Raw genomic sequence first — 26146 nt, forward strand, 5'->3', positions numbered from 1 at the left:
GCCCTCATGCCGGGCTTGAGCCCCTCCGGCGCCCTCTGTTCCAGGGCTTGATCCTCTCCGGCGCCCTCTGTTCCAGGGCTTGAGCTTCCGCTGGCGCCCCTGTTCCAGGGGCTGGGTCCGCTGGCGGCACCTGCTGTTCGGAGCCAGGTCAACTCCGGCACTTCCTGTCCGGGTGCTGCCTGCATCGGCCACGCCTCCCGACGCCCGGATCCGGGGCCCCGGCCAACCCATCGCCATGCCGCGCGATCCGCCGCACTTCGAACGCGTGGAGGGGGTGGCCAGTGCGCTGACCACGAACGTTCACCGTGTAATGACACGCCGGTCGAGGTGCTGGACTCCCGACCCGCGTTGCTCTCACGCTCGACGGCGTCGAAGTTGTTGCCGAGCACGGCGGTTGACCGAGGACGAGGGCCGCACGCTGCTGCGGATCACTCGTCGTGGCAGGCATGAGTCGATCCGGGTTCGGCGGGCGACGATCATCATGGCTTCGGCCTCGGGGACGCCGGTGCCCGCGATCGCCCGCCTTCTCGGCGCGCACGAGGACACCGTCCGCGACGTGATCCACGCCTTCAACGAACGAGGGCCGGCCGCACTGGACCCTCGATGGGCGGGAGGCCGTCCCCGCTTGATCAGCCCCGATGAGGAGACGTTCGTCGTGGCGGCGGCCACTACCCGGCCTGCCAAGCTGGGCGAGCCCTTCACCCGGTGGAGCGTGCGCCAGCACGGGATCACCTTCCAGCGCACCCGGATCTGGAAGGACTCCACTGACGCGGATTTCGACGCCAGAGCTTGACCGGGTCGAGCACGTCACGAGCCGGTTCCCGCAGCGGTGTTTCGCCTTTGACCGGTTCGGGCCGTTGTCGATCCGGCCGGCTGCCCGCCACCTGCACCCGCACGCACGGCACCCGCTACTTCCTCGGCTGCTGCTCATTGGGTGACGACCAGCTCTGGGGTGTCCTGCGCCGCCGCAAAGGCGGTGCTCGCAGCCTCGCCCTGAAGCCGATCAGGGCGGCGAGACCGGACGGCGCGCCGACCTACGCCTCGTGGGCCACCCGATCGAGGCCCAGTTCGGGCCACTGCGCACCTTCACGATGAGCAACTCCAACCACCCCCACCACACCGTCCTGGCCCGCCGGATCCAGGCATATCTGCGATGGCGCAACGCAAACGCCCGTCCCCCGATGTCCTGGCAGCTCAACGCAAGGAACGAGCCCGCATCCGCAGCGAACGTCACCAACGCCGGGGCAGACCACGAGCAGCCTGACCAACCCGGCGAACCAAAGTGGTCGACGCACTAGAGGGGGTGGTGGAGAACCGTGCGAGGGGACAGGGCGTCCAAGCCCAGGGCTTGTTCACGCGCCCGTAGGGACACCACGCCCGGACTGGGATCGGGCAGGTCGGTGAAGCCGAGTTTCCGGTAGAACGGGCCGTTCCACGGGATGTCGGTGAAGGTGCACAGGGTGACCGCGGGGAAGCCGGTGGAACGAGCCCAGTCGAGCACCGCGCGCACCAGGGCGCTGCCAATGCCCCGCCGGAAGTGCGCGGGGTGCACGGCGAGCTGCTCCAGGTGCGCGTTCCCGTCGACCACCTCGACCCTGGCGAAACCGAGCGGCACCGCCTCGACCGCCACCAGCACCAGCCGGGCGGCGGCGAGTTCCTCGGCGTCGCCCGGCGGAGGCAGGGGTGGGAACCCCAGGTCGGCGAAGATCGAATCGGACGCCGACTCCAGGGCGGGCAAGCCGGCCAGTTCCGCGGGGGTGGCTTCCCGGATCTGCATGACGGCCTTGCTACCAGCCCCGCCCCCGCCGGGACAACCGGAATACTCAGTCGGAAGTGGACAGTGCCTGCGCCGGGCAGAGGTGGGTGGCCTCCCGCACCCGTTCGGCGGTCGCGCCCTCGACCTCGTCGGTCAGCAGCACCACGGTGCCGTCCGAGTCGTCCTGGTCGAACACCGTCGGGTCGGTCAGCACGCACTGCCCGGCGCCGACGCAGCGGTCGACGTCCGCGTGGATCTTCGTCACCACGTCACCGGCAGCGAGTGGAGCCCGTAGACGGTGGCGTTGCGCTTGTAGTCCAGTTCGTCGATCGGCTTGGCGATGCGCAGCGTCGGCACCCGGCGGAACAGCGTGTCGAAGACGATCTGCAGCTCCATCCGCGCGAGGTTCTGGCCGAGGCACTGGTGCGCCCCGAAGCCGAACGCGACGTGGTTGCGCGCGCCGCGGGCGATGTCGAGTTCGTCCGGCCGCTCGTAGGCCGCCGGATCGTGGTTCGCCGCGTTGGACAGCCCCAGCACGCCTTCGCCCTCGCGGATCAGCACCCCGCCGATCTCCACGTCCGCGGTGGCCAAGCGCGAGGTGGCCAGCTCCGCGATGGTGAAGAACCGCAGCAGTTCCTCGACCGCGCTGAGCGTGACGTCCGGGTCGTTCCGCAGCAGCCGCAGCTGCTCGGGGTGTTCGAGCAGGGCGATGGTGCCCAGCGAGATCATGTTCGCGGTGGTCTCGTGCCCGGCCACCAGCAGCAGGAAGCCCAGGCTGACCAGCGCCTCGTGGTCGGTCCTGCCCTCCTCGCGCTGCTTGAGGATCTGCCTGCCGAGCAGGTCGTCGGTCGGCGCCGCCTCCTTCTCGGTGATCAGCTTGTCCAGGTAGGAGGTGAGCTGGTCGACCGCGTCCCGCCGCTGTTCGGGGCCGGTCTCCCGGTTGAGCAGCCTCGACGAGTGGAGCTGGAAGAAGTCGTGGTCGTCGTATGGCACCCCCAGCAGCTCGCAGATCACCAGCGACGGCACCGGCAGCGACACGGTCGCCACCAGGTCGGCGGGCTGCTCGGCGGCCAGCAGGTCGTCGATGGCCTGGTCGACGATCTCCTGGATCCGCGGCCGCAGCGCCTCCATCCGGCGCACGGTGAACTCCCCGACCACCGCGCGCCTGGCCGGCCCGTGCTCGGGCGGGTCCATCGAGATCAACGAGGGCTTGAACGCGTTCCGCGTCTGCGTGTTGTCGACCAGGGTGGGGAACTTCGGGTTCAGCCGGTCCGAGCTGAACCGGGGGTCGGCGAGCATCGCGCGCACGTCCTCGTGCCGGGTGAGCACCCACGCCCGCTTGCCGGTGGGCAGTTCCACCTGGGTGATCGGGCTTTCCGCGCGGAGCTGGTCGTATTCGGCCGGTGGCGCGTAGGGGCAGCGCCGTTCCATCGGGAACGACGGCACCGGAGCGGTGGTGGTTTCGGACACGGCTACCTCAATCCGGACTTTTGGTATGCGGAGGCTTACCTTCCGTTTTCACGGTACCGATGTGGAATGCCAGCGTCCACATCCGTTGGGGTGAGACAATCTCGCCGAACCTGAGAGGTGGCTGAGATGACGGTGGACCACGAGGAGACCCGGTTGCGGGCGGACGCGCGGCGCAACCGCGACCAGATCCTCGCCGCCGCCAAGGAACTGTTCGCCGACGCCGGGCCGGACGTGCCGATGGAGGAGATCGCGCGCCGGGCGGGCGTCGGCGTGGGCACGCTCTACCGGCGGTTCCCCGATCGGGCGACGTTGCTGCGGGAAATCGCCCGGGCCAACTTCCGCGACGTGCTGTTCGACGCCAGGGCCGCGGTGGACGAGGAACCGACCTCGTGGGACGCGCTCGTCCGCTTCCTCCGCATCTCGCAGCAGGTGAAGCTGAGCGTGCAGCTGGCGATGCTCTCGCCGCTGGCCAGGGCGGTGTTCGCGGAGGACCCGGCGACCGAGGAGTTCCGCCGCGACGTGCTGGCGCTGCTCGACGGGATCGTGTCGGGGGCGCAGGCGGAAGGCTCGCTGCGGCCCGACGTGGGCACCGGCGACGTGACGCTGATGTTCACCCTGCTGCTGCGGGACCTGCCGCCCAAATCGGCGAAGCTGGCTTCGTTCGCCACCGAGCGGTGCATCGCGCTGATGCTGGACGGGCTGCGCGCCCGGCCGGGGACGACGCCACTCCCCGGCCGGACGGTGACCAGCGCCGACCTGCTGAACGACTAGGGCGTGTCCTGCGGATCTTTCTCATGATCGTGTGCAGATGATGGTGTGTGGTCGGACGTGGTGAGCTGACGGACAAGGCGTGGGCGAGGATCGCGCCGTTGCTGCCCGCGCAGAGTGGGTTGCGCGGTGGCCGGTGGCGCAGTCACCGGCAGGTGGTCAACGCGATCCTGTGGAAGCAACGCACGGGCGCGCCCTGGCGTGACCTGCCCGAACGGTACGGGCCGTGGAAGACCGCGCATGAGCGGCTGCGCAAGTGGACCGCGGACGGGACGTGGGACCGGATCCTGGAGCACGTGATCGTCAAAGACGACTCGCTCGGGACGCTGGAGGACAACGTCGCGTTCGTGGTCAGCGTCGACTCCACGAGTGTGCGGGCGCACCAGCACGCGACTGGTGCCCGGAAAAAGGGGGCTGCGCGGACTGGATCGAAGCCCTCGCCGTCGACGGCGAATGCCTCGGACGTTCCCGCGGTGGACTGACCACCAAGCTCCACCTGGCCGTCAACACAGCGGGCCTGCCGCTGGCGGTGATCCTCACACCCGGCCAGGCCGGCGATAACCCGCAACTGCTGCCGCTGCTCGACGACATCCACGACATCGACGTCGACGGGCAGGGAGTGCGGGTCGGGCGGGTCATCGCAGACAAAGCCTGCGCCCACCCGCCCGCACCGCGTTACGGCAGCGGCGAATCAAGGCCACCATTCCCGAACGCGTCGACCAGATCGACCGACGCAAAGCCCTGGGCTCGGCCGGTGGCAGGCCACCGGCTTTCGACCCCGATCTCTACAAACTCCGCAACGTGGTCGAGCGCTGCTTCAACCGTCTCAAGCAGTTCCGCGGCCTGGCCACCAGATTTGCCAAACGAGCCGCCTACCACCGCGCCGAGATCGTCCTGGCCTGCATCGTCCTCCACCTGAGGTGAAGATCCGCAGGACAGGCCCTAGACGCCGAGCGGGTGCCAGACGGTCTTGGCCTCCAGGTAGCGCCGCAACCGGGCGATGTCCGGCGGCCGGGTCCAGTCCGGCTCGTCGGCGGGCACGCTGAGCACCCGCTTGACCGTGCCCGCGGCGGCCCGCGCCAGCTCCACGCGGTCGCCTTCGGCGGCACCGGTCGGGTCCAGCGCGTTGACGTCCCCGTGCGAGGCCAGCCACGGGCCGAGTTCCGCCGCGTGCCCGGTGAGGATGTTCGCCACCCCACCCGGCACGTCGGAGGTGGCCAGCACCTCGGACAGGGTGATCGCGGGCAGCGGCCGCTCGGCGCTGCTCACCACCACCGCGGTGGAACCGGTGGCCAGCACCGGCGCCAGCACGCTGACCAGGCCCAGCAGCGAGGACCGCTGCGGCGCGAGCACCCCGACCACCCCGGTCGGCTCCGGCACGGTGAACGAGAAGTACGGCCCGGCCACCGGGTTCGCCGCGCCGAGCACGGTGGCGATCTTGTCGGTCCAGCCCGCGTACCAGACCCAGCGGTCGATCGCGGCGTCCACCAGCGACTCCGCCTTCTTGGCAGGTACGCCCTCGCAGGCGCTGACCTCGCCGATGAACTGGTCGCGCCGCCCTTCGAGCACCTCGGCCACCCGGAACAGCACCTGCCCGCGGTTGTACGCGGTCGCGCCCGACCAGCCGCCGAACGCCTTGCGCGCGGCCACCACCGCGTCCCGGACGTCCTTCCTGGACGCGTGCGCGGCGTTGGCCAGGAACTTGCCCTTCGCGTCGGTGACCGGGTACGAGCGCCCGGACTCCGAGCGCGGGAACTTCCCGCCGAGGTAGAGCTTGTAGGTCTTGGTCACCGAAAGACGATCAGACATCGAGGTAAGCCTCCAGACCGGTGCGCCCGCCCTCGCGGCCGAAGCCCGATTCCTGGTAACCGCCGAACGGTGCGGCGGGATCGAAGCGGTTGAAGGTGTTGGCCCAGACGACCCCGGCACGCAGCCGGTTCGCCATCCACAGGATGCGGGAGCCCTTTTCCGTCCAGATGCCCGCGGACAGCCCGTACGGCGTGTTGTTCGCCTTGGTGACCGCCTCTTCGGGGGTGCGGAAGGTGAGCACCGACAGCACCGGCCCGAAGATCTCCTCGCGGGCGATGCGCATCGACTGCTGCACGTCGGAGAACACCGTGGGAGCGAAGAAGAAACCGCGCTCGGGCACCGGGCACGGGCTGGTCCAGCGCTGGGCGCCCTCGGTTTCCCCCGAGTCGGCCAGCTCCTGGATCTTCGTCAGCTGCTCACGCGAGTTGATCGCGCCGATGTCGGTGTTCTTGTCCAGCGGGTCACCGATGCGCAGGGTGGACACGCGGTAGCGCAGCTTCGCCAGCACCTCGTCCACAACGGACTCCTGGACCAGCAGGCGTGAACCGGCGCAGCAGACGTGGCCCTGGTTGAAGAAGATGCCGTTGACGATGCCCTCGACGGCCTGGTCCAGCGGCGCGTCGTCGAACACCACGTTCGCCGCCTTGCCGCCCAGTTCCAGGGTCAGCTTCTTCGGCGTGCCGGCGACCGTGCGCTGGATCAGCTTGCCGACCTCGGTGGAGCCGGTGAAGGCGATCTTGTTCACGTCCGGGTGGCCGACCAGTTCGGCGCCGATGTCCCCGGCACCCGGCAGGATGTTCACCACCCCGGGCGGCAGTTCGGCCTGCTGGCAGATCTCGGCGAAGACCAGCGCGGTCAGCGGGGTGGTCTCGGCGGGCTTGAGCACCACGGTGTTGCCGGTGGCCAGCGCCGGGGCGATCTTCCAGGCCAGCATCAGCAGCGGGAAGTTCCACGGGATGACCTGCCCGGCCACGCCCAGCGGCCGCGGATCCGGGCCGTAGCCGGCGTAGTCCAGCTTGTCCGCCCAGCCGGCGTGGTAGAAGAAGTGCGCGGCGGCGGTCGGCACGTCGGAATCACGCGATTCCTTGATCGGCTTGCCGTTGTCCAGGCTTTCCAGCACGGCCAGTTCCCGTGCGCGTTCCTGGATCAGCCGCGCCAGGCGGAAGACGTACTTGGCGCGCTCGGCGCCCGGCATCCGCCCCCAGGTCTTCTCGTACGCCCGGCGCGCCGCCTTCACCGCTGTGTCCACATCGGACTTGGAGGCGGTGGAGACCTCGGCGAGCACCTCCTCGGTGGCCGGGTTGACCGTCTTCAGCGGCTCCCCGCCACCGTCGACGAACTCGCCGCCGATGAACGGGCGGTAGGCGGGCTTGAGGTTCGCGAGATCGCGGGATTCGGGTGCGGGCGCGTATTCGAAGGGTGATTCGGGCATCAGTCCACCGTCACGTAGTCGGGACCGCTGTAGTGGCCGTCGAGCTGGGTGCGGCGCTGCAGCAGCAGGTCGTTGAGCAGGCTGGAGGCGCCGAACCGGAACAGGTGCGGGTCGAGCCACTGCGGCCCGGCGACCTCGTGCACGGCGACCAGGTACTTGATCGCGTCCTTGGTGGTGCGGATGCCGCCGGCCGGCTTGACCCCGCGCAGTTCGCCGGTGACCCGGTGCCAGTCGTGCACCGCCTGCAGCATCACGTGGGTGACCGGCAGGGTGGCGGCGGGGGAGACCTTGCCGGTGGAGGTCTTGATGAAGTCGCCACCCGCCAGCAGCGCCAGCCAGGAGGCGCGGCGCACGTTGTCGTAGGTGGCCAGTTCGCCGGTCTCCAGGATCACCTTGAGGTGGGCCTGCCCGCAGGCGGCCTTGATCGCCTGGATCTCCTCGAACACCTGCCCGTAACGGCCTTCGAGAAAGGCACCGCGGTCGATCACCATGTCGACCTCGGTGGCCCCGGCTTCGACGGCCAGCCGCACGTCGGCGAGCTTGATCTCACGGCTGGAGCGCCCCGACGGGAACGCCGTCGCGACGCTGGCCACGCCGATCTCGGTGCCTGCCAGCGCCTCGACCGCCGGGCGCACCAGGTCCGGGTACACGCACACGGCGGCGACGCGCGGGGTGTCCGGGTGCTCGGGGTCGGGCAGCTTGGCCTTGGCCGCCAGCGCGCGGACCTTGCCGTGCGTGTCGGCGCCCTCGAGCGTGGTCAGGTCGACCATGGCGATGGCGGTGTCGATGGCCCAGCGCTTGGCGGCCTTCTTGATGCTGCGGGTGCCGAGCCCCGCCGCGCGCTGCTCGACGCCGACCTGGTCGACGCCCGGCAGCCCGTGCAGGAACCGGCGCAGGCTCGTCTCGTCGCGCGTGGCGTCGGCGAGCCGCTCGGGCAGCGGTGACGGGGTGTCCGTCGCCGTTGACGTAACTGTCATACCGCGAGTCTAGGTGACGCGGGCGGCAGGAAATTTTCGTTCACTCTCCAACTGTAATACGCCGTATTACAGTTGGAGAGGTAGTCGAAAAATTCGCCGGGGCAGGAGGCGTCATGACGGAACAGCACCTGATCGACCGGGTGACGGCCGCCGCGCGGAGGGCGGAGGAGGAACTCGCCGCGGAGGCGCGGTTCCGTCCGCCGGAGCCGGGGCCGACCTCGGTGTACAGCATCCGCCTCCCGGTCGACCGGATCGAGGAACTGCAGGCCGTGGCGGCCGAGCGCGGGATGCCGCCGAGCGCGTTGATGCGCAACTGGGTGCTCGCGCACCTGGACGAGGCACGCGGCGTCGGCGCCCGGACGAAGCAGTGGGAACAGGAATTGCGGGCCGTCGCCGACCGGCTGCGCGAACTGCTCGACGAGCGGCCCTGAGCGTCAGGAGTTGAGCTGCTTCGCCGAACTCGGGGCCCGGCGGGGTTTGCGGACCACGGTCACCGCGCCCCAGAAGGCGAAGCCGGTGACCTTGAGCACCGGGGCGTCGGCCGGTGCGACGCCGACGTCGCCGCGGTCCTGGCTTTCGAAGGCGCCCATGAAGCCGATGCCGGTCACGTCGAGGTTGATGTCGTCGGGCACCACGATGTCGATGCCCGCCATGATCGCCACCGCGTTGATCGTGGTGTGCTGCGCGGCGAAGCGCGCGTGCATCAGGTTGATCTCGACGCCGCCCCAGAAGGCGAAGCTGTTGTGCGTGGCGGGGATGACCCAGTTGCCCTTGCGCTCGGTGCCCGACATCACCGCGACCGAGCTGGCCGGGCCCGGCCGCCCGCCGACCAGGTCGTGCGGGGCCGACACGGCCCGCGACGCGGCGGGCTGCACGGCGGTGGAGAAGTTCTCCTCCACCGGCAGGTCGATGGTCACCGGCCGCAGGTCGGCCGCCGTCTTGGCGGCGTAGACCACGGAAAGCCGCTCCTCCAGCTCCTCCACGGTGATCCGGCCCTCGCTCATCGCCCGGTGCAGGATCTGCGCCACCCGCTCGCGGTCGGCGTCGGACACCCGCATCTGCGACGGTTCGGGAAGGCCAGGGTGCTCGCTCACGGCAGGCAGCCTAGCGCCCCCCGGCACCGCCCGCGTCAGTCATTCGTACGACAGCCCGTGGCCGCGGTCGTTCGGCCAGGAGTCCTCGGTCACACGGTGTCCAGCCGTGTCCACTGTGTCATGAGTGCTGCCGTTCGAGTTGCCTGCGCCGGGCTCGGTCCCTTCGCCGTCCGCGTCTTGGATGCCGAAGGCGCGGCGGATCTCTTCGGCGACGTCCGGCCGCCCCGTCGTTTCGGCTGACCTGGCCAGCCGGTGCGCGAGCAGCTCCCATTCCGGGTGGCCGGGGTGGATGCCGATCTCCGTCACCCAGGCCCGGAGTTTCTCGGTGCGGTCGGGTGCGGTGAACTCCGCGCCGGACCCGGTGTGCGCTTCCTCGCGGGCGTTCGGGTCCGCCTCGAACTCGGCCTTGAGGAAGGTGCGGAACAGGGGTGGGATCTCGGTGTTGTTCGCCGCGGCGGAGAGCTGGGCGAGGTTGCCGATGAGGTCCACCGTCTCCTGGATGGCCGTCTCCTGCTTGGCCAGCCACCACACCACCGCGCTGCCGGTGTCCTTGAGCACGTCCTCACCGAGGTACTGGCGCTTGTTCCGTTCGTACTCCCGTTCGTGTTCCCAGACCTGGCGGTTCTTGCGGACGTCGGCGAGGGAGCGCAGCCGCGCTTCGTCGTCGGGGGTGAGCGACACCTTGATGCTGTTGGCCGACGCTTCCACCAGCCCGCCGGGATCCGATCGGCTGATCCCCAGCACACCGCTCAAGTGGTGCGCGAGCAGGGTGTAGTCCTCCGGCGCCACCTTCGCCGCTTCCTGGTGGGCCTGGCGGACGACCAGGCTGGTGGCCAGGCCGGCGGGATTGGCGTGCGCGACCGGTTGCCGTCCGGGGAGGAAGCGCCACCAGACCTTCGCGGAGAAGACGAACCGGTAGTCGGGGGAAGCGCTGGGCAGGTAGGTCGGGCTGACCAGCACTTCTTCGTACTCGGCCGGTGCGGCCGGTGGCTCGACCACCAGGTGCTGGCCCATCCGGACGTCCTGGAGCTGTTCGCGGCGGATGCGATCCGCGATCGCCGTTCGCACGACCAGCACCGCGCCCAAGGCGGCCCCCGTGATCAGCAGCCAGAGCCAGACCGGCCAGTCCAGGCTGATGCCGGTGGTCACCGGGATGAAGACGGCGAGGAAGCCGAGAACGGTCAGCAGGGTCTTGTCTCGTTGTGTCATTGCGCGCTCCGGTTTCTCAGCTGGAGGAGGGGTCGAAGCCCTGGGCCCGATCGATCTGCCCGACGAACCGGGTGCAGGTGTTCCTGGCGGCCACCCGGTCCAGCCCGGTTCGGCGAACCCACTCGCGGGCGATGCCGAACATCCGGGCACAAGCGCCGTCGACTCCGCTGGCCGCGACGGCGAGGACCTCCGTGAGCCGGGCACCGACGGGGTCCGGTCCGGCCGCGCTGTCGAGCCAAGCCACCACGTGCTCCGGCCAGTTCGGCGGGGTGCCCCGGACGAGCACGTCGGCCCACAGTTCGACCAGCGTCCGGCGCACGGTCCGGTCTGCCACCAGCGGCTGGGAGCGGTGGCCGGAGCGGGTCAGCAAGCCGGGTGACGCGATGTCGAGGAAGAGCTGGAAGTCTCGGGGCCACCGGTCGGCTGCCGGGTAGTGGCCCAGCCGCGCCAGGAGCCGCCGGAACAACCGCCCGTCCGCCTCGCACAACAGCACCAGTGCGTCACGGGCGGAGGCGTAGACCGAGTCCGGGCCCCGCCACCTCCTGGCCAGCCGGTGCAACCGGACGAGGGCCTGTTCGGGGTAGTGCGGTGCGATGGGGTCCAGGCAAAGCTGGACCAACACCCCGGCGAGCGGAGCAGGCAGTGCCGACCTGGCGCTCCACTGGTAGAGCTGCTGGCGGAACTGGCCGGCCCAGCGCTCGTCGACGAGGCCGCGGCGGAGCAGCACACCCGCGGCGGCGGACCGGGGCAGCTCCACCGCCCACTTCTCGGCCAGCTCCCACAGGTCGTCGGTCCGCCCCGTGCGCAGGCACTGCACGGCGAGCTTGTCCGCCACGCTCTCGCGGCCGGTTTCGGTCAAGCCGCCCGAGCTGACGACGTGGTCGACCCAATCGGTCAACTTGGCCCGCAGGTCCGGGAAGTTGTCCCAGAAGTACCGGAGCACGGCTTCGTCCCTGGCCAGCGCGCTGAACCGCACGGCGCGTTCGGCGGAGACTTCCGCTTCGACCTCCTGCAGTCGATTTCCGAGCGCGTGGCGCGAGAGCAACGGTTCGGGAGGCTCCGGATGACCGGTGAGGCCGAGGATCTCCGTCGCCGCCCGGTGCACGACGTCGGCGTGGCCGCCGTGCAGGAGGCCGACCGCCAGCATGATCGCCCTGGCCGGACCATCGGTCACCTCGCCCAGCTTGCGGGCTATTTCGTCGTCGCGCTGGAGCCAGGCGGTCTTCGCGGTGGCGACCCAGCTCCCGAAGTCCGCTTCCGCGTTCGCGCTGCGCGCTTCCTTCACCAGTTCGACGAGCCGCGCCAGCCGTTCCATCGAATCGACTTCGAGCCGCCTGAGGATGTCCTCGGGCACCTCTTCGGGCTGGAACCGGATGTTTTCGGCTCTCAGGTGCCGGAAGAAGGCGGTTCGCGCGCGGGGACGGCCGATGGGGACCACGAGGTTGCGCAACTCCGGGACCAGGACCGGCCGCGTGTCCTGGGGGAGCACGACGAGCAGGTGAGCCTGCCGGGCGGCGATCGTCGGCAGCAGCGAGACGAGGTGGCGCTGCGCGGTCCGGAAGGTCGGCGGGTCACTGGCGGAGAGGTCGAGCAGGAAGCGGTCGTCCCGCTCGACCTGGGCATCGTCCAGCAGCGGTTCGTCTTCGTCCGCCCGGTCCGGTAGTTCCCGGAACCCGGCGGCCGTTCTCCCGAGCCCGTAGAGCAGCATTCTGGCCGCGCTCTGGCGACCGCTGCCCGGCTTGCCGTCGAGCAGCACGGTGCCGGGCCTTTCCACCCTTGCCTGCGCTTCGACGTGATTGCCCGGGTAGGCGTACCGCTGGTACAGCCATTGCAGGTATTCGTGGGCCACCTGCCGGTGGTTCAGCCGGGGACGCCAAGGGCCGAAGTTGACGCCGAAGTTCTGCTGGGTGATCACCGGCCCGCTGCTCATCGGTCCGCGTCCCGGTCGCGGCGCTCGCCGAACTGCTGGTGCACACCACCGTCGACGTTGCCGACCGTGGTGCCGTCGCCGAAGGTCGAACCGATCACCGTGCCGTCCCCGAAGAGGATGGAGCCACCGCTCAGGTGGTGGGACCGGCTGCGGGTTTCGCGTGGCACCTCCGGCTCCGGCGCCTTGGTCCGGTCCACCAGGCCCGGGACCAGGTCCGCCACGTCCGCCGCGAGCTGTTCCAGGCAGGTCGCCGAATCTCGGGTGTCGAAGATCCGGCTCTGGCAGCGCGCCAGTTCCGCGAGTTCGGGTGGCAGGTCGTGCTCGTCGAGGCGTTCGGCCCGGCGGCCGACCAGCACGGGGATCACGTGGACGCCGAAGTCGAAGGCGGTCACGATCTCGCGGCGGGTCCAGTCCCCGGCGTCGTCGATCGCTCGCCTGCCCTGGTCGTCCGCCGCGAGCCAATTCCGGCCGATCACCGCCAGCAGCACCGTGCTGCGCCGGACCGCGGGCAGTAGTTCCCTGGTGAAGTCCCGGCCCGCCTTGATCGACCTGCTCGCGTAGAAGACGTGCTCCTCCCCGAACCGGCGGCCCAAGTCGGTCTGGATGTGGTCGGCGGCGGCCGCCTCGTCCTGCGTCCGGTAGTTGACGAAGATTTCGGGCACGTCGAATCAGGCCTTCCTCTGCTGGGTGCAGTGCTTCCGATGCCGCGTTCGCCTTCGGATTTTCGCCGGAACAGGAGGGCCCCAGAAGGGGGCGATCGGGGTTTCCCGTTGCCTACTCGCAGGTAACAAGGGGGGCCGGGAGGGCGGCGGCTACGGTGTCCACCATGGACGTCCACGTCGTCGATCACCCGCTGGCCAAGGCCCGCCTCTCCACCATGCGTGACGCCCGCACCGACAGTGCGGCCTTCCGGGCGGCGCTGCACGAGCTGACCATGATGCTGATCTACGAGGCCACGCGGGACGCGCCGGTGCGGGTGGAGCGCATCCACACCCCGGTGGCCAGGACCGACGGCTACCGCCTGGCCAATCCGCCGCTGCTGGTGCCGGTGCTCCGCGCCGGGCTGGGCATGGCGGACGAGGCCCACAAGCTCATCCCCGACGCCCAGATGGGCTTCGTCGGCCTGGCCCGGGACGAGGAGACGTTGCAGCCGACGCCGTACCTCGAATCCCTGCCGGAGTCCCTCGGCGGCCGTCCGGTGCTGGTGCTCGACCCGATGCTGGCCACCGGCGGCTCGATGGCCCACACCATCCGCCTGCTGTCCGACCGCGGCGCCACCGACGTCACCGCGATCTGCGCGCTCGCCGCCCCCGAGGGGCTGCGGCACCTGGAGGAGTCCGGCCTGCCGGTCCGCGTGGTGACGGCCAGCATCGACGAGCGGCTCAACGACTCCGGGTTCATCGTGCCCGGGCTCGGCGACGCCGGCGACCGGCAGTACGGCGCCGTTTAGGGCTTGTGCAGCCAGCCGCGGCCGTTGGCGCGCAGCGCGGCTTCGTAGGCACCGCTGACGTCGAAGCCCGGCGGCAGGTTTCCGTTGATCTCCAGCGAGACCATGCCGTGCGCGATGCCCCACGAGGACGCGGCGATCCGTTCGGCGGGCTCGTCGACGAACACGCCTTCGGCGATGCCCGCGCGAATGGTTTCCAGCAGCGGGTTCATCGTGGAGCGGGCCAGTTCGGTGGCCGATTCGTCCGGTTCGAAGCCGGGCACGGCCTTGGTGAACATGATCGAGTACATGTGCGGGTCGGCCAGTGCGCTGGCCCGGTAGGCCAGGCCGAGCGAGACCAGGTCCTCGAAGTGGTCGCCGGTGCGCACGATGGCGGCCAGCCGCCGCTCGAACCGGGCGAACCCCTCCACGTACAGTGCGCTGATCAGGTCCGGTTTGCTGCCGAACAGCGAGTACACCGCGGTCGTCGAGGTGCCCGCGTCCTTCGCCAGCCGTCGCAGGCTCAGTGCGCCGGGGCCCTCGTCGGACAGCAGTTCCCCGGCGCGGTCGAGCAGGCGGACGCGGAGTCCGTCGTCGTGGGTTCTGGGGCGGGCCATGTGCGCAGCGTAACGCCCCGGAGCGCTTCGCGGGCCCCGATCGGGATTTGACCTGGAGTGCGCTCCAGGTCGTACCGTCGTGCCATGAGCTTTTCGATAGCCGAGGCCGCCCGCCGGAGTGGCCTGTCGATCGACACCCTCCGGTACTACGAGCGCATCAAGCTGCTCGAGGCCCCGGCCAGGGATACGGCCGGGCGCCGCGTCTACTCCGACGAGGACCTGAACTGGCTTGGCTTCCTGACCAAGCTCCGCACCACGGGCATGCCCATCCGGATGATGCGTGAATACGCGTCGCTGCGCCGTCACGGCGTGGCCAGTGCCGGCCGCCGCAAGGCCATCCTGGTCGAGCAGCGGCGCTCGGTCGCCGAGCGCATCGCCGAACTGCAGGGCTGCCTCGAGGTGCTCGACTACAAGATCGACAACTACGACCAGATCGAGCGCAAGTTCAACCAACAGAACGCTCCGATCAAGGAGACGGCGTGACCAAGACCAAGAAGCTCGGCGAGCTGACCGTCGGCGCGCAGGGCCTGGGCTGCATGGGCATGAGCTCGGGCTACGGCGTGCGCGACGACGACGCCGAGTCGATCGCCACCATCCACCGCGCCCTGGAACTGGGCGTGAACCTGCTCGACACGGCCAACGTCTACGGCGCGGGGGCCAACGAGGAACTGGTCGGCCGGGCCATCGCCGACCGGCGGGACCAGGTGGTGCTGGCCACCAAGTTCGGCATCGTCTGGAGCGAGGACGGGGCGATGGGTGCCCGGGGCGACGCGGGCTTCGTCCGGCAGAACTGCGAGGATTCGCTGCGCCGGCTCGGCGTGGACCACATCGACCTCTACTACCAGCACCGGGTCGACCCGGACACGCCGGTGGAGGAGACCTGGGGCGCGCTGGCCGGGCTGGTCGCCGAGGGCAAGGTGCGCTACCTGGGCATCTCCGAGGCGAGCGCGGCGACCATCCGGCGGGCGCACGCGGTGCACCCGGTGACCGCGCTGCAGAGCGAATGGAGCCTGTGGACCCGGGGCATCGAGGGCGAGGTCCTGGACACCTGCCGGGAACTGGGCATCGGCATCGTGCCGTTCTCCCCGCTCGGGCGGGGCTTCCTGACCGGCAGCATCACCTCGGTGGACAGCCTGCCCGCCGACGACATGCGCCGTGGCCTGCCGCGGTTCAACGACGGCAATCTGGAGCGCAACCTGGCCATCGTCGACGCGCTGCGGGCGCTCGCCGAGGAGAAGGGCGTCACCGCGGGGCAGCTGGCCCTGGCCTGGGTGCAGCACCAGGGTGACGACGTGGTGCCGATCCCGGGCACCAAGCGGCGCAAGTACCTGGAGGAGAACGCCGCGTCCGTCCACATCGAACTGTCCGATGCGGACATCGCGGCGATCGAGGCGGCGGCGCCGGCGGAGGCCGTGGCCGGGGAGCGCTACCCCGAGCGGCTCGCGCGTGCGGCGGGGAAGTGAGGACGACGGTGCGTCAGCGCAAACTCGGTGAGCTGACCGTCGGGGCGCAGGGCCTCGGCTGCATGGGGATGAGCGAGTTCTACGGGGAGGGCGACGACGCCGAGTCGATCGCCACCATCCACCGCGCGCTGGAACTGGGCGCAAACCTGCTGGACACGGCCGACATGTACGGCTTCGGGCGGAACGAGGAACTGGTCGGGCGGGCGATCGCGGACCGGCGGGACCGGGTCGTGCTGGCCAGCAAGTTCGGCATCCTGCGTGACGAGAGCGACCCGGCCAAGCGCGGCGTGCGCGGCGACGCGGCCTACGTGCGGGAAGCGGCGGAGGCGTCGCTGCGCCGGCTCGGCGTGGACCACATCGACCTCTACTACCAGCACCGCGTCGACAGCTCGGTGCCGATCGAGGAGACCGTCGGCGCGATGGCCGAGCTGGTCACCGCGGGCAAGGTCCGGTACCTGGGCCTGTCCGAGGCGAGCGCCGAGACGATCCGGCGGGCGCACGCGGTGCACCCGATCACCGCGGTGCAGACCGAGTGGAGCCTGTGGTCGCGGGACATCGAGGACGCGGTGGTGCCCGCCTGCCGGGAACTGGGCATCGGCCTCGTGCCGTACTCACCGCTCGGGCGCGGATTGCTCACCGGGCGGTTCCAGTCCAAATCGGACTTCGGTGCCGGTGACTTCCGGCAGCAGAGCCAGCCGCGCATGGCCGAGGGCAACCTGCAGCGCAACCTCGAACTGGTGGCGAAGCTGCGCGAGCTGGCCGAGGGCAAGGGGCTGACGGCGGGGCAGCTGGCGCTGGCCTGGGTGCAGTCCCGCGGCGACGACGTGGTGCCGATCCCGGGTACCAAGCGGCGCAGGTACCTGGAGGAGAACATCGCCGCCGCGGCGCTGGAACTGTCCGCGGAGGACATCGAGGCGGTGGAACGCGCGGTCCCGCGGGACGCGGTGGCCGGCGACCGCTATCCCGTGGAAGCCCGGCAACTGATCGACCGCTAGCCCTTCAGAGCAGGCCGGAGACGGCGGTGGCGGCTTCGTCGAGCGCCACCGTCGTCTGCTCCCTGGTGGCCAGGCTGCGCACGGTGACGTTCCCGGCGTCCCAGTCCTCCTGGCCGACGATGACCACGGCCCGCGCCCCGGCCTTGTCGGCGCGGGTCAGCTCCTTGCCCAGCTTCCGGTGTTCCAGCGGACTGGACGTGCGCAGCCCGGCCCCGCGCAACCGCGACGCGACCGTGCGGGCGGCACCGGTCAGGTCGGCGGTCACCGGGATCACCGCCACGTCGTACTCGCTGCGGGGCGAGGGCAGCAGCCCGTGCGTGGTCAGGAAGTCGATCAGGGTGACGTCACCCATGCCGAACCCGATGCCCGGGATCTCCTTCGAGGTGAACAACCCCGCCAGATCGCTGTAGCGGCCACCGCCGAACAGCGCGCGGTTGTTCTCCGGCGAGGTGTCGAACACCTCGAACACCGTGCCGGTGTAGTACGCCAGCCCGCGCACGATCAGCGGGTCGAACCGGACCAGGTCGGCGGCTTCGCTGCGCAGCACCTGCACCAGGTTCGAGGCGTCCTTGACCTCGGCGGGCAGTTCGTCCAGCAGCGCGGGACCGGCGCCCAGCGTCTCGGCCAGGCGGGCGAACTGCTTGTCGCTCAGCCCGATCTCCTCGGCGTCCGCGGCGAGCTTGTCGCGGTCGTACTTCTCCCAGCGGTCCACCAGCGAGTACACCGCGGCCAGGTGCTCCGCGGGCACGCCGGCCAGGTCGGTCAGCGCGCTGGCCAGCAGGGTGCGGTCGTTCGCGCGCACCGCGTACATCTCGCGGGTGGCACCGAATTCACCCATCAGCGCGTGGATGACCTCGAAGATCTCGATCTCGCAGCTGGCCTCGGCCGAGCCGAAGATGTCCACGTTGAGCTGCCAGTGCTCCCGCACCCGGCCGCGCTGCGGACGCTCGTAGCGGTGGCAGTTGGGGTGGCTGTACCAGCGGACCGGGAACTGCAGCGAGCCCGCGTTGCCGGCGATCATCCGCGCCACCGACGGGGTCATCTCCGGGCGCAGCGCCAGCCGCCGGCCACCGCGGTCAGTCAGCGTGTACAGCTGCTGGTCGGCGATCTCCTGGCCGGACTTGGCCTCGTAGATCTCCGCCGATTCCAGGACCGGGCCGTCGTAGCGCTGGTAGCCGAAGCGCTCGACCACGTCGTAGAGATGGCCGAACACCTGCGTCCGGACGGACATCTCCGCGGGGAGGAAGTCCCTGGTCCCCCGGTACGGGGCGGTCGGCAGGTACTCGGGCACGATCGATCCTTCGGTTTCGCCTACGGTTCGGCCCCAACTCTAGCTTTCGGCCCGATCAGCAGGGCGAGCAGCGCCCCGCCCGCGCAGATGAACGCGGTGATGAAGAAGATCTCGCCGTACTGGTCCAGCAGGGCCTGCTTGAGCGCGGTGCCGTACTGCGCCAGCGCCACCTCGTACTCCTGCGCCGACGGGTACAGCACCTTGATCGGGGCGTTCAGGTCCGCGGTCAGCTCGTGGAACCGGTGCAGGCCCCACGCCGACAGCGCCGCGACGCCGACCAGCATGCCGGTCATCCGCGCCACCACCACGCCCGCCGACGCGACGCCGTGTTGTTCCGGCGGGGTCACCCGCAGCACCGCCGACGACAGCGGCGCGATGACCAGGCCGAGGCCGAACCCGGTGAGCACCAGGTCCACGTCGAGCCGGGGCAGGCCGAGCGGGCCGCGGGCGGAGAGCACGTCCAGCGGCCAGCCGGAGATCAGCACGAACCCGGCCGCGGCGAGCAGCAGTCCGGCGAAGGCGATCCAGCGTTCCCCGAACCGGGTGGACAGCAGGCCGCCGGCCACCGCGCCGACCGGCAGCGCGATCAGGAAGCGCAGCAGCAGGGCGACGCTGCCCTGGTCGTCCCGGCCGAGCAGGGTCTGCGCGAACAGGTCCACGTCGACCAGCGTCACCATCAGCGCGGCACCGGCGGCCACGGACGCGCCGAGCGTGGCGAAGAACGGCCCGAGCCGCAGCCCGGACGTGTCGATGAGCCGGGTCTTCGCCCGCTTCTCCCAGCCGAGGAACGCCACCAGCACCACGCCCGCCGCGGCCAGCACCGGCGGGCCCCAGCCCGGCAGCACCTGCTCCCGCGGGTTCGGGTTGTACAGCCCGACCACCAGCAGCGCCAGCGTCACCGCCAGCAGGCTCGCGCCGACCACGTCCGCCTTCGGCCGCGGCCCCGCCCGGCGCGGGCTCGGCGGCAGCGAGAACCAGACGGCGACCATCGCCAGCACGGCCAGCGGCACGTTCACCCAGAACACCCCGCGCCAGTCGGTCAGCGCCGACAACGCGATGCCGTACACCGGGCCGAGCACGCTGCCCAGTTCCTGCGCGCCACCGACCACGCCGAGCACGGTGGCCCGGCGCCGCCGCGCCCACAGGTCGGCGGCCAGCGCCATGGTCACCGGCAGCAGCGCGCCGCTGGCCACGCCCTGCACCACCCGCCCGGCCACCAGCACCTCGACGCTGCCCGCCAGCGCGGTGAGCGCCGAACCGGCCAGGAAGCCGCCGAGGCACAGCTGCAGCAGCGGTTTGCGGCCGAACCGGTCGGAGGCCTGGCCGAGCAGCGGCATCGCCGCCACGTACCCGAGCAGGTAACCGGTGACCACCGGGGTGACCTGCTCCAGCCGGTTCACCGGGATCCGCAGGTCCTCGATGATCTGGCGGAGCAGGCCGATCACCACGTAGGTGTCGAGCGCGCCGAGCAGGACCGCGAGCCCGCCGGCGCCGATCGCGCTCGCGCGGCCGCGGCGGGTGGTGGTGCTCACGCGGGCGGGGTCACCGTGACGGGCTTGTCCACATCGGACAACTGCACGTCGACCGAGGCGTTGTCCGGGAACTTCGCGGTGGCCTTGACCGGCAGCTTGCTGTCCTTGGCCAGCCAGAAGGTGACGTCGGCGTCGGCCTGGACGCCGGGCAGCAGCGCGACCAGCACGTCCTTGCCGACCCGGCCGGAGACCTTCCAGGTGGCCGTGCCGCCGACCTCCTCCTCGCCCTCGGTCTTCGGGTTCTGCAGGCTGGAGACCAGCTTCGCGATGCCGCGCTGGGGGTCGAGGATGGCCGACGGGTCGTACACCGAGGCGCCGACCAGCGCCGGGATCTTCTGGAACGATCCGGTCGGGCCCTTGAGGTAGAAGGAGTCCTGCACCACGACGAACTCGGCTTCCACCAGCTGACCGCCGATCTCGATCTTGCCGGTGCCCTTGGCCGCGCCGGACGGGCCGCCCTCCTTGGTCAGGTCGCCGTCCAGGCTCTGCACGCTCAGCCCGGTGATCGAGCCGTTGACCACCAGCGAGAAGTGCGTGCTCCTGATCGCCGAGGTGGCCGCGGTGGCCTCCTGGACCAGCTGGTCCGCCGGCGGGTAGGAGCTGGTGTCCGGCTCGTCGGAAGAACAGCCGGCGACGGCTGTGGCGGCGAGCGCGAGCGCTCCGACCAGGATTCGGCGCATGAGCATGCGTGCATCGTAGGTCCTCGAAATCCCTCGCGCGGGGGAAGGCTCTCCAGCTCGCTGGGGAAGCCGGGGTGAACCCGCTCCGGCGACGCTGGGGTCGTGAAAAGAGCGATGAGCTGCCTGGTGGCCGTGGCCGCGCTGCTGTCCACCGCGACCACGGCGAACGCTTCGACCGGCGCGAAGGTGCTGGGTGAGGCCGAAATCGACACCTCGATCCCCGGGGCCGTCTTCGAGATCTCGGTGCACGCGCGGGCGAACTCCGGGGTGGTGTGGATATCGCACCACGACGACACCCAGATCGGCTGGATGGTGGCCAGGGTCGACTGCGTGCGCGTGACGGGTTCACTGGGCACCGTGACCGGGGTGGTCAGCGACGCGGAGGCGTTCGCCCCGGCGGTGCCGGGGGACCGCATCGCGCTGACCGTGCGGGACCGGGCCGAGGGGGACACCGTCAGCTTCGCCTCGAAGGAGGCGGCGCAGCGGTGCCGCCGGTCACCGGCCCCGGAAGGCGAGATCAGCCGGGGTGACTTCCGGGTCAGCCGCTGAACCGCCCAGCCCGTCGGTGATGCTGGGGGTATGACCGAACTGCGGGCCGTGGTCTTCGACTGGCGGGGCACCCTGGTGACCACGCTCGACGAACGGGGGTGGGTGGCCGAGGCGCTGCGGCGCCTCGGCCGGGCCACCTCCGCCGAGCGGGTGGAAGAGGTGTGGCGGGCGATCGAGGCGGCGGCCGGGGCGCCGGACCGGCTGGACGCCCCCGGCGTGGACAGCGATCGCGAGCGGCACCGGGCCGCCTACTACGGCGTTTTCGCCGATGCCGGCTTGGACGGTGAACTGGCCGACGCCCTCTACGCGGTGGAGTCGGATCCGTCCGGCAACCGGTTCGCGGTCGACGTGGAACCGACGTTGCGGGCACTGGCCGGGCGGGGCCGCCGGATCGCGGTGCTCAGCGACATCCACTTCGACCTGCGCCCGGTGTTCCGGGCGGCCGGGCTCGCGGAGCTGGTGGACGTTTTTGTGCTGTCCTACGAGCACGGCGTGCAGAAACCCGATCCGGCCATCTTCCGCGCCGCGCTGGCCGGACTCGGCACGCGGGCCGAGCAGACGCTGATGGTCGGGGACCGGCCGGTGCAGGACGGTTCGGCGGTGGCCGTGGGCATGCCGGTCCTGCTGGTGCCCGAGCTGCGTGAGGTCACCGAACGCCGCCTGGGGCACGTCGTGTCGCTGCTGGGCTAGGTCTGAAACTGACAGAGGTTGTTGACGGTCTGGGTTCCTGATCGAGGGAGGACCTGGTCAGCCGCGCGAACCGGCGCCTGGGACAGGATCCTCCACCGGGTGATCGTCAAAAGACGACGCCGTCGGCGACCTGGGATGGATCATCTCGGTCGATGTCCGGGCGCACCAGCATGCCGCGGGCGCCCGGAAAGGGGATGCAGCGACGGCGTCGAAGCCCTGGCCCTCGACGGGGAAGGACTTGGGCGCTCCCGCGGCGGGCTGAGCACCAGATCCCTCTCGCCGTCAACGGGCGGGGCCTGCCGATACCGGACCGCTCCTAGTCCGGCATCAGGTTCGCCGCGATGGTGGCGCCGAGTTCCCAGCAGGCGGCCAGCTGGTCCTTGGTCGGCTCCCCGGTGACGGTCACCGCGGGCGCCGCCGCTGACCAGCCGAGGCCGGTGGTGATGGCTTCGATGCCGCGCACGGTGCCCGAGACGTCGTTGCCGCCGTGCACGTAGTAACCGAACGGGCGGCCCTTCGTCGAATCCAGGCACGGGTAGTAGACGGTGTCGAAGAAGTGCTTCAGCGCGCCGCTCATGTAACCGAGGTTCGCCGGGGTGCCGAGCAGGTAACCGTCGGCGGCGAGCACGTCGGCGGCGGTGGCCGAGAGCGCGGCCCGCCGCACCACGTCGACGCCGTCGATCTCCGGGTCGGTGGCGCCCGAGACCACGGCCTCGAACATCGCCTGCAGGCCCGGCGACGGGGTGTGATGCACGATCAGCAAGGTGGCCACCCCGCCATCCTGGGCCAACCCGGCAGGCAACAAAAGGGCTCAGGCACCCAGCAGCGGGCTGAGGTCCGTGCGCAGGGCGGCCATCCGGTCGGCCGCCCGGCGCCGGGCGCCGGCCAGCTCGTCGGCACCGGGCACCGGCTCGGCCACCTCCAGGTACGCCTTCAGCTTCGGCTCGGTGCCCGACGGCCGGACCACCACGCGCAGACCGTCACCCCGCAACCGCAGCACGTCGGCCTCCGGCAGCAGGTCCTCTGCGGACACTTCGAGCCCGGCCAGCGCCGGCGGCGGGGTGGCCCGCAGAGCGGCCATCACCGCACCGATCCGGCTGAGGTCGGTCACCCGCACGGAGATCTGGTCGGTCAGGTACACCCCGTGCCGCACCGCCAGTTCGTCCAGCGAGTCCACCGGTGACCGGCCCGCGGCCTTCAGCGAAGCGGCCAGGTCGCAGGCCAGCGTGGCGGCGGCGATGCCGTCCTTGTCCCGCACGAACTCCGGGTTCACGCACAGGCCGAGCGCTTCCTCGTAGGCGAAGACCAGCCCGTCCCCGGCACGCGCCAGCCACTTGAAGCCGGTGAACGTCTCCCGGTAGCGGGCGCCGTGTGCCTTCGCGACCTCCGCCAGCATCGACGAGGACACGATCGTGGTGGCGACCAGCGGGTCCGTGGCTCCCGTGCTGTCCAGGTGGTCCAGCACGTGCGAACCGAGCAGCACGCCCGTTTCGTCCCCGCGCAGCATCCGCCACGAGCCGTCGCGGTCGCGCACGCCCAGCGCGCACCGGTCGGCGTCGGGGTCCAGCGCGATGGCCAGGTCGGCGTCCTTCTCCGACGCCAGCGCGAGCAGCAGGTCGGTGGCGCCCGGTTCCTCCGGGTTGGGAAAGGAAACGGTGGGGAAGTCCGGATCGGGCCGCGACTGCTCGGCGACCAGGTGCACGTCGGTGAACCCGGCGCGGTGCAACGCGGCCTCCAGCGGCCCGGCGCCGACCCCGTGCAACGCGGTGGCGACCACCCGCAGCTCCCGTGCCGTGCCCCGCGGCAGCGCGGCGACCTTGCCGAGGTACTCGTTGAGCACTTCGTCCCCGAAGGACCGGAAACCCGGCGCGCGCGGCACGGAAACCGCGCCGGGGGCCGCCTCGATCGCCGCTTCGATGCGGGCGTCGGCGGGCGGCACGATCTGCGCCCCGGTGCTGTCGTAGAGCTTGTAACCGTTGTCCGCCGGGGGATTGTGCGAAGCGGTGAGCTGAATGCCCGCCACCGCGGCGAACCGGTGCACGGCGAACGCCAGCACCGGCGTCGGCAACGGGCCCGGCAGCACCCGCACGTCGAACCCGGCCGCGTGCAGCACCTCGGCGGCGGCGGTGGCGAAGGCTTCGGAACCGTGCCGCGCGTCCCGGCCGATCACCACGGTGCCGCCGTCCCGGCCGTCCTCGACCAGCCAGCGCGCCACCCCGGCCGTGGTGCGGACCACCACCGCGGTGTTCATCCCGTTCGGACCGGCGCGCACCGGCCCGCGCAACCCGGCGGTGCCGAAGGCGAGCGGGCCCGCCATCCGGTCCTCGAGCTCGGCGAGCGCTCCGGCGTCCCCGCCCATCGCCCGCGCCAGCACGTCCTGCAGTTCCGCGCGGGTGTCCGCGTCGACGTCGTCGGCGATCCAGCGGAAGGCGCGGTCGCGCAGTTCGGGAGTCAGCTTCACAGACCTCACCCTACGGCCGTGGCAGCGCGCGCCGAGCAGGGCTACGCTCGATCCAGTGCGAATTCTCTTTTCGAGTTTGGCCACATTCGGGCATTTCTACCCGCTGGTCCCGCTGGCGAAGGCCGCGGTGGGAGCCGGGCACGAAGTCGCGTTCGCCACCGGGGAGCAGTTCCACCCGACGCTGGTGGAACTGGGTATCGAGCCGTTGACCGCGGGCATGGACATGCGCCAGGTGATGACCGAGGCCAGCGGCAAACCGTCGTTCGATCCCCACCAGACCCGGGCCGAAGCCACTCCCGAGGAACTGGAGCAGCTGATCGGCCGGGGTTTCGGGCGGGTGCTGCCCCGCCGGTACCTCGACGACCTGGGTCCGGTGCTGGCCGACCGCCGGCCGGATCTGGTGGTGCAGGAGACCGGCGCCGCCGGGGCCGCGTTCGCCGCGATGCTGGCCGGGATCCCGGTGCTCGGGCACGGCTTCGGCCGGGTGAGCACCGACGACGGCATTTCGCACGCGATCGCGCGTGAGCTGGACGCCTTCGCCGCCGATCTCGGCCTGGAACTGCCGCCCGGCGATCGCGCGTTCGGCCTGCCGTTCGTCGACATCTGCCCGGTGTCGCTGCAGGACAAGGGGTTCCTGGCCACGGCGAACCGGATCGAACTGCGGCCGGTGCCGTTCGCGCAACCGGGCCCGCTGCCCGCGCCGGCGCGGGCCGACCGCCCGCGGCCGCTGGTCTACCTCACCCTCGGCACCGCCTTCGGGGCCGCCGGACTGCTGCGGGAGGCGATCGCCGGGCTGGCGCCGCTGGACGCCGACGTGCTGGTGGCCGCCGGGCCGACGGTCGACCTCGGGGAGATCGGTGAACTGCCGGCCAACGTGGTGGTGGAGTCCTGGGTGCCGCAGGCGGACCTGCTGCCCTACACCGATCTGGTGGTGCACCACGGCGGCAGCGGCACCACGCTCGGCGCGCTGGCCGCCGGGGTGCCGCAGCTGTGCCTGCCGCAGGGCGCCGACCAGTTCACCAACGCCGCGGCCGTGCTCGAAGCCGGCGCGGGCGACCGCCTGCTGCCCGGTGAACTCGGCGGGATCACCGGCCGGGCGCGGGCCCTGCTGTCCGATGTGGACGTCCGGGCCGCCGCGCGGGCGCTGGCCGCGGAGATCGCGGCGATGCCCTCCCCCGCCGAGGTCGCGCGGCGGCTGCCGGAGTACGTCAAGCCCGGGTGACCAGCTCGCGGAGCAGGGCGCCCATGCGCTCGGCGGCGGCCTGCCCCGCTTCGAGCACCTCCTGGTGGTTCAGCGGGGCACCGGTGATGCCCGCCGCCAGGTTCGTCACCAGCGACAGGCCGAACACCTCGACCCCGGCCGCGCGGGCGGCGATGGCCTCCAGCACGGTCGACATGCCGACCAGGTCCGCGCCCATGGTGCGCAGCATCCGGATCTCCGCCGGGGTCTCGAAGTGCGGCCCGGGGAAGCCCGCGTACACGCCCTCCTCCAGGGTCGGGTCGATCTCCTTGGCGATCGCCCGCAGCCGGGCCGCGTACAGGTCGGTCAGGTCGATGAAGTTCGCGCCGACGATCGGCGAGCGCGCGAGCAGGTTGATGTGGTCGGAGATGAGCACCGGCTGGCCGACCGCCATGCCGTCGCGCAACCCGCCGGCGGCGTTGGTCAGCAGCACGGTCCTGGCGCCGGCCGCGGCCGCGGTGCGCACGTTGTGCACCACCGCGTCGATGCCCTTGCCCTCGTAGAAGTGGGTGCGGCCGAGCAGGACCAGCGCGCGCTTGTCACCCACCCGCACCGACCGGGCGGTACCGCCGTGGCCGACCGCGCTGGGTGCGATGAACCCGGGCAGTTCGGCCAGCGGGATCTCCGCGTCGGCCTGGCCGATGACGTCGGCGGCCGGGCGCCAGCCCGAACCCAGCACGACCGCGATCTCGTGGCTGTCCACCCCGGTGCGCGCGGCGATCGCCGCGGCAGCCGCCGCGGCCTGTTCTTGAGTCAT

27 protein-coding genes and 1 pseudogene are annotated in these 26146 nt (G+C 71.2%); 11 read left to right on the forward strand and 17 right to left on the reverse strand.

Translation table 11 applies throughout. The features are described from left to right. Positions 1–394: 394 nt before the first annotated feature. On the forward strand, positions 395–793 hold the full coding sequence (locus tag AC07EG_RS00990; protein WP_478250877.1) for a helix-turn-helix domain-containing protein: 399 nt from the start codon (positions 395–397) through the stop codon (positions 791–793). Between the two features lie 501 nt (positions 794–1294). Here the strand turns inward: AC07EG_RS00990 and AC07EG_RS00995 are convergent. Genes AC07EG_RS00995 through AC07EG_RS01005 form a run of 3 tightly spaced genes read right to left on the reverse strand, consistent with a single transcriptional unit; the run spans position 1295 to position 3187 of the window. Then, the gene (locus AC07EG_RS00995) at positions 1295–1777 is read right to left on the reverse strand and encodes a GNAT family N-acetyltransferase (protein ID WP_478250879.1); all 483 of its coding nucleotides are present in this window, start codon (positions 1775–1777) and stop codon (positions 1295–1297) included. A gap of 46 nt (positions 1778–1823) precedes the next feature. Continuing rightward, positions 1824–2021 carry a ferredoxin gene (locus AC07EG_RS01000; RefSeq protein WP_478250880.1) on the reverse strand — a complete coding sequence of 66 codons (198 nt, stop codon included), beginning with the start codon at positions 2019–2021 and terminating at the stop codon, positions 1824–1826. Continuing rightward, positions 2018–3187 (reverse strand): cytochrome P450, encoded by a 1170-nt coding sequence (locus AC07EG_RS01005; protein WP_478251213.1) that lies wholly within the window; start codon positions 3185–3187, stop codon positions 2018–2020. Before AC07EG_RS01005 ends, AC07EG_RS01000 begins: the two co-directional genes overlap by 4 nt. A 165-nt stretch (positions 3188–3352) precedes the next feature. On the opposite strand from AC07EG_RS01005, the gene AC07EG_RS01010 reads away from it, so the two are divergent. Continuing rightward, the gene (locus AC07EG_RS01010; protein ID WP_478250881.1) at positions 3353–3997 is read left to right on the forward strand and encodes a TetR/AcrR family transcriptional regulator; all 645 of its coding nucleotides are present in this window, start codon (positions 3353–3355) and stop codon (positions 3995–3997) included. Between the two features lie 98 nt (positions 3998–4095). Then, a pseudogene (locus tag AC07EG_RS01015) lies at positions 4096–4918 on the forward strand (IS5 family transposase). Between the two features lie 18 nt (positions 4919–4936). Here the strand turns inward: AC07EG_RS01015 and AC07EG_RS01020 are convergent. From AC07EG_RS01020 to deoC, 3 genes are read right to left on the reverse strand one after another with little or no spacing between them, the layout of a single operon-like run. Further along, positions 4937–5803 carry an aldehyde dehydrogenase family protein gene (locus AC07EG_RS01020; RefSeq protein ID WP_478250882.1) on the reverse strand — a complete coding sequence of 289 codons (867 nt, stop codon included), beginning with the start codon at positions 5801–5803 and terminating at the stop codon, positions 4937–4939. After that, positions 5796–7235 carry an aldehyde dehydrogenase family protein gene (locus AC07EG_RS01025; RefSeq protein WP_478250883.1) on the reverse strand — a complete coding sequence of 480 codons (1440 nt, stop codon included), beginning with the start codon at positions 7233–7235 and terminating at the stop codon, positions 5796–5798. Before AC07EG_RS01025 ends, AC07EG_RS01020 begins: the two co-directional genes overlap by 8 nt. After that, positions 7235–8212 (reverse strand): deoxyribose-phosphate aldolase, encoded by a 978-nt coding sequence (gene deoC / locus AC07EG_RS01030; RefSeq protein WP_478250884.1) that lies wholly within the window; start codon positions 8210–8212, stop codon positions 7235–7237. Before deoC ends, AC07EG_RS01025 begins: the two co-directional genes overlap by 1 nt. Before the next feature lie 113 nt (positions 8213–8325). On the opposite strand from deoC, the gene AC07EG_RS01035 reads away from it, so the two are divergent. Beyond that, the gene (locus AC07EG_RS01035) at positions 8326–8643 is read left to right on the forward strand and encodes a hypothetical protein (protein WP_478250886.1); all 318 of its coding nucleotides are present in this window, start codon (positions 8326–8328) and stop codon (positions 8641–8643) included. A gap of 3 nt (positions 8644–8646) precedes the next feature. Here AC07EG_RS01035 and AC07EG_RS01040 read toward each other — a convergent pair whose 3' ends face one another. From AC07EG_RS01040 to AC07EG_RS01055, 4 genes are all read right to left on the reverse strand, one after another. After that, a complete protein-coding gene (locus AC07EG_RS01040) occupies positions 8647–9270 on the reverse strand; it encodes a DUF1707 SHOCT-like domain-containing protein (RefSeq protein ID WP_478251214.1) in 624 nt (207 codons plus the stop codon). Between the two features lie 75 nt (positions 9271–9345). Continuing rightward, complete coding sequence (locus AC07EG_RS01045; RefSeq protein ID WP_478250887.1) at positions 9346–10515, reverse strand: hypothetical protein; 1170 nt, start codon at positions 10513–10515, stop codon at positions 9346–9348. Between the two features lie 16 nt (positions 10516–10531). Further along, positions 10532–12445 carry a hypothetical protein gene (locus AC07EG_RS01050; protein WP_478250888.1) on the reverse strand — a complete coding sequence of 638 codons (1914 nt, stop codon included), beginning with the start codon at positions 12443–12445 and terminating at the stop codon, positions 10532–10534. Continuing rightward, positions 12442–13107, reverse strand: a complete 666-nt coding sequence (locus AC07EG_RS01055) for a toll/interleukin-1 receptor domain-containing protein (RefSeq protein ID WP_478250890.1) — start codon at positions 13105–13107, stop codon at positions 12442–12444. Before AC07EG_RS01055 ends, AC07EG_RS01050 begins: the two co-directional genes overlap by 4 nt. A 164-nt stretch (positions 13108–13271) precedes the next feature. On the opposite strand from AC07EG_RS01055, the gene upp reads away from it, so the two are divergent. Then, positions 13272–13895 (forward strand): uracil phosphoribosyltransferase, encoded by a 624-nt coding sequence (gene upp, locus AC07EG_RS01060; protein WP_478250891.1) that lies wholly within the window; start codon positions 13272–13274, stop codon positions 13893–13895. On the opposite strand, the gene AC07EG_RS01065 is transcribed toward upp, so the two are convergent. Further along, positions 13892–14488 carry a TetR/AcrR family transcriptional regulator gene (locus AC07EG_RS01065; protein ID WP_478250892.1) on the reverse strand — a complete coding sequence of 199 codons (597 nt, stop codon included), beginning with the start codon at positions 14486–14488 and terminating at the stop codon, positions 13892–13894. The genes upp and AC07EG_RS01065 overlap by 4 nt on opposite strands. An 84-nt stretch (positions 14489–14572) precedes the next feature. Here AC07EG_RS01065 and AC07EG_RS01070 point away from each other — a divergent pair, with 84 nt between their 5' ends. The 3 genes from AC07EG_RS01070 to AC07EG_RS01080 all read left to right on the forward strand — a co-directional run bounded on the left by AC07EG_RS01070 (position 14573) and on the right by AC07EG_RS01080 (position 16946). Further along, positions 14573–14971 carry a MerR family transcriptional regulator gene (locus tag AC07EG_RS01070; protein WP_478250894.1) on the forward strand — a complete coding sequence of 133 codons (399 nt, stop codon included), beginning with the start codon at positions 14573–14575 and terminating at the stop codon, positions 14969–14971. A 53-nt stretch (positions 14972–15024) separates the two neighbouring features. Beyond that, positions 15025–15951 carry an aldo/keto reductase gene (locus tag AC07EG_RS01075; RefSeq protein ID WP_478251215.1) on the forward strand — a complete coding sequence of 309 codons (927 nt, stop codon included), beginning with the start codon at positions 15025–15027 and terminating at the stop codon, positions 15949–15951. Between the two features lie 62 nt (positions 15952–16013). Further along, positions 16014–16946: an aldo/keto reductase gene (locus AC07EG_RS01080; RefSeq protein ID WP_478251216.1), complete on the forward strand. Its 933-nt coding sequence runs from the start codon at positions 16014–16016 to the stop codon at positions 16944–16946. 4 nt (positions 16947–16950) lie between these two features. Here AC07EG_RS01080 and hisS read toward each other — a convergent pair whose 3' ends face one another. The 3 genes from hisS to AC07EG_RS01095 are packed head-to-tail and all read right to left on the reverse strand — an operon-like array spanning position 16951 to position 20455. Then, positions 16951–18237, reverse strand: a complete 1287-nt coding sequence (gene hisS / locus AC07EG_RS01085) for a histidine--tRNA ligase (RefSeq protein WP_478250896.1) — start codon at positions 18235–18237, stop codon at positions 16951–16953. Positions 18238–18257: 20 nt separating this feature from the next. Further along, positions 18258–19769 carry an MFS transporter gene (locus AC07EG_RS01090; protein WP_478250897.1) on the reverse strand — a complete coding sequence of 504 codons (1512 nt, stop codon included), beginning with the start codon at positions 19767–19769 and terminating at the stop codon, positions 18258–18260. Next, positions 19766–20455: an LppX_LprAFG lipoprotein gene (locus AC07EG_RS01095; RefSeq protein ID WP_478250898.1), complete on the reverse strand. Its 690-nt coding sequence runs from the start codon at positions 20453–20455 to the stop codon at positions 19766–19768. Before AC07EG_RS01095 ends, AC07EG_RS01090 begins: the two co-directional genes overlap by 4 nt. Positions 20456–20551: 96 nt before the next feature. Here AC07EG_RS01095 and AC07EG_RS01100 point away from each other — a divergent pair, with 96 nt between their 5' ends. After that, positions 20552–20998, forward strand: a complete 447-nt coding sequence (locus AC07EG_RS01100; RefSeq protein ID WP_478250899.1) for a hypothetical protein — start codon at positions 20552–20554, stop codon at positions 20996–20998. Positions 20999–21028: 30 nt separating this feature from the next. Further along, complete coding sequence (locus tag AC07EG_RS01105; RefSeq protein WP_478250901.1) at positions 21029–21688, forward strand: HAD family hydrolase; 660 nt, start codon at positions 21029–21031, stop codon at positions 21686–21688. A gap of 316 nt (positions 21689–22004) precedes the next feature. Here the strand turns inward: AC07EG_RS01105 and AC07EG_RS01110 are convergent, their stop codons facing one another. Both AC07EG_RS01110 and AC07EG_RS01115 read right to left on the reverse strand, forming a co-directional pair. After that, entirely contained in the window at positions 22005–22460 is a 456-nt protein-coding gene (locus AC07EG_RS01110; protein WP_478250903.1) for a flavodoxin family protein, read from the reverse strand. Positions 22461–22499: 39 nt separating this feature from the next. Beyond that, positions 22500–24158, reverse strand: a complete 1659-nt coding sequence (locus AC07EG_RS01115; RefSeq protein WP_478250904.1) for a phospho-sugar mutase — start codon at positions 24156–24158, stop codon at positions 22500–22502. 67 nt (positions 24159–24225) lie between these two features. Here AC07EG_RS01115 and AC07EG_RS01120 point away from each other — a divergent pair, with 67 nt between their 5' ends. Further along, complete coding sequence (locus tag AC07EG_RS01120; protein ID WP_478250905.1) at positions 24226–25371, forward strand: glycosyltransferase; 1146 nt, start codon at positions 24226–24228, stop codon at positions 25369–25371. On the opposite strand, the gene AC07EG_RS01125 is transcribed toward AC07EG_RS01120, so the two are convergent. Further along, positions 25358–26146 (reverse strand): purine-nucleoside phosphorylase, encoded by a 789-nt coding sequence (locus tag AC07EG_RS01125; RefSeq protein ID WP_478250906.1) that lies wholly within the window; start codon positions 26144–26146, stop codon positions 25358–25360. The two genes, AC07EG_RS01120 and AC07EG_RS01125, sit on opposite strands and share 14 nt — an antisense overlap.

It is taken from the genome of Amycolatopsis sp. NPDC045836 (assembly GCF_056431745.1).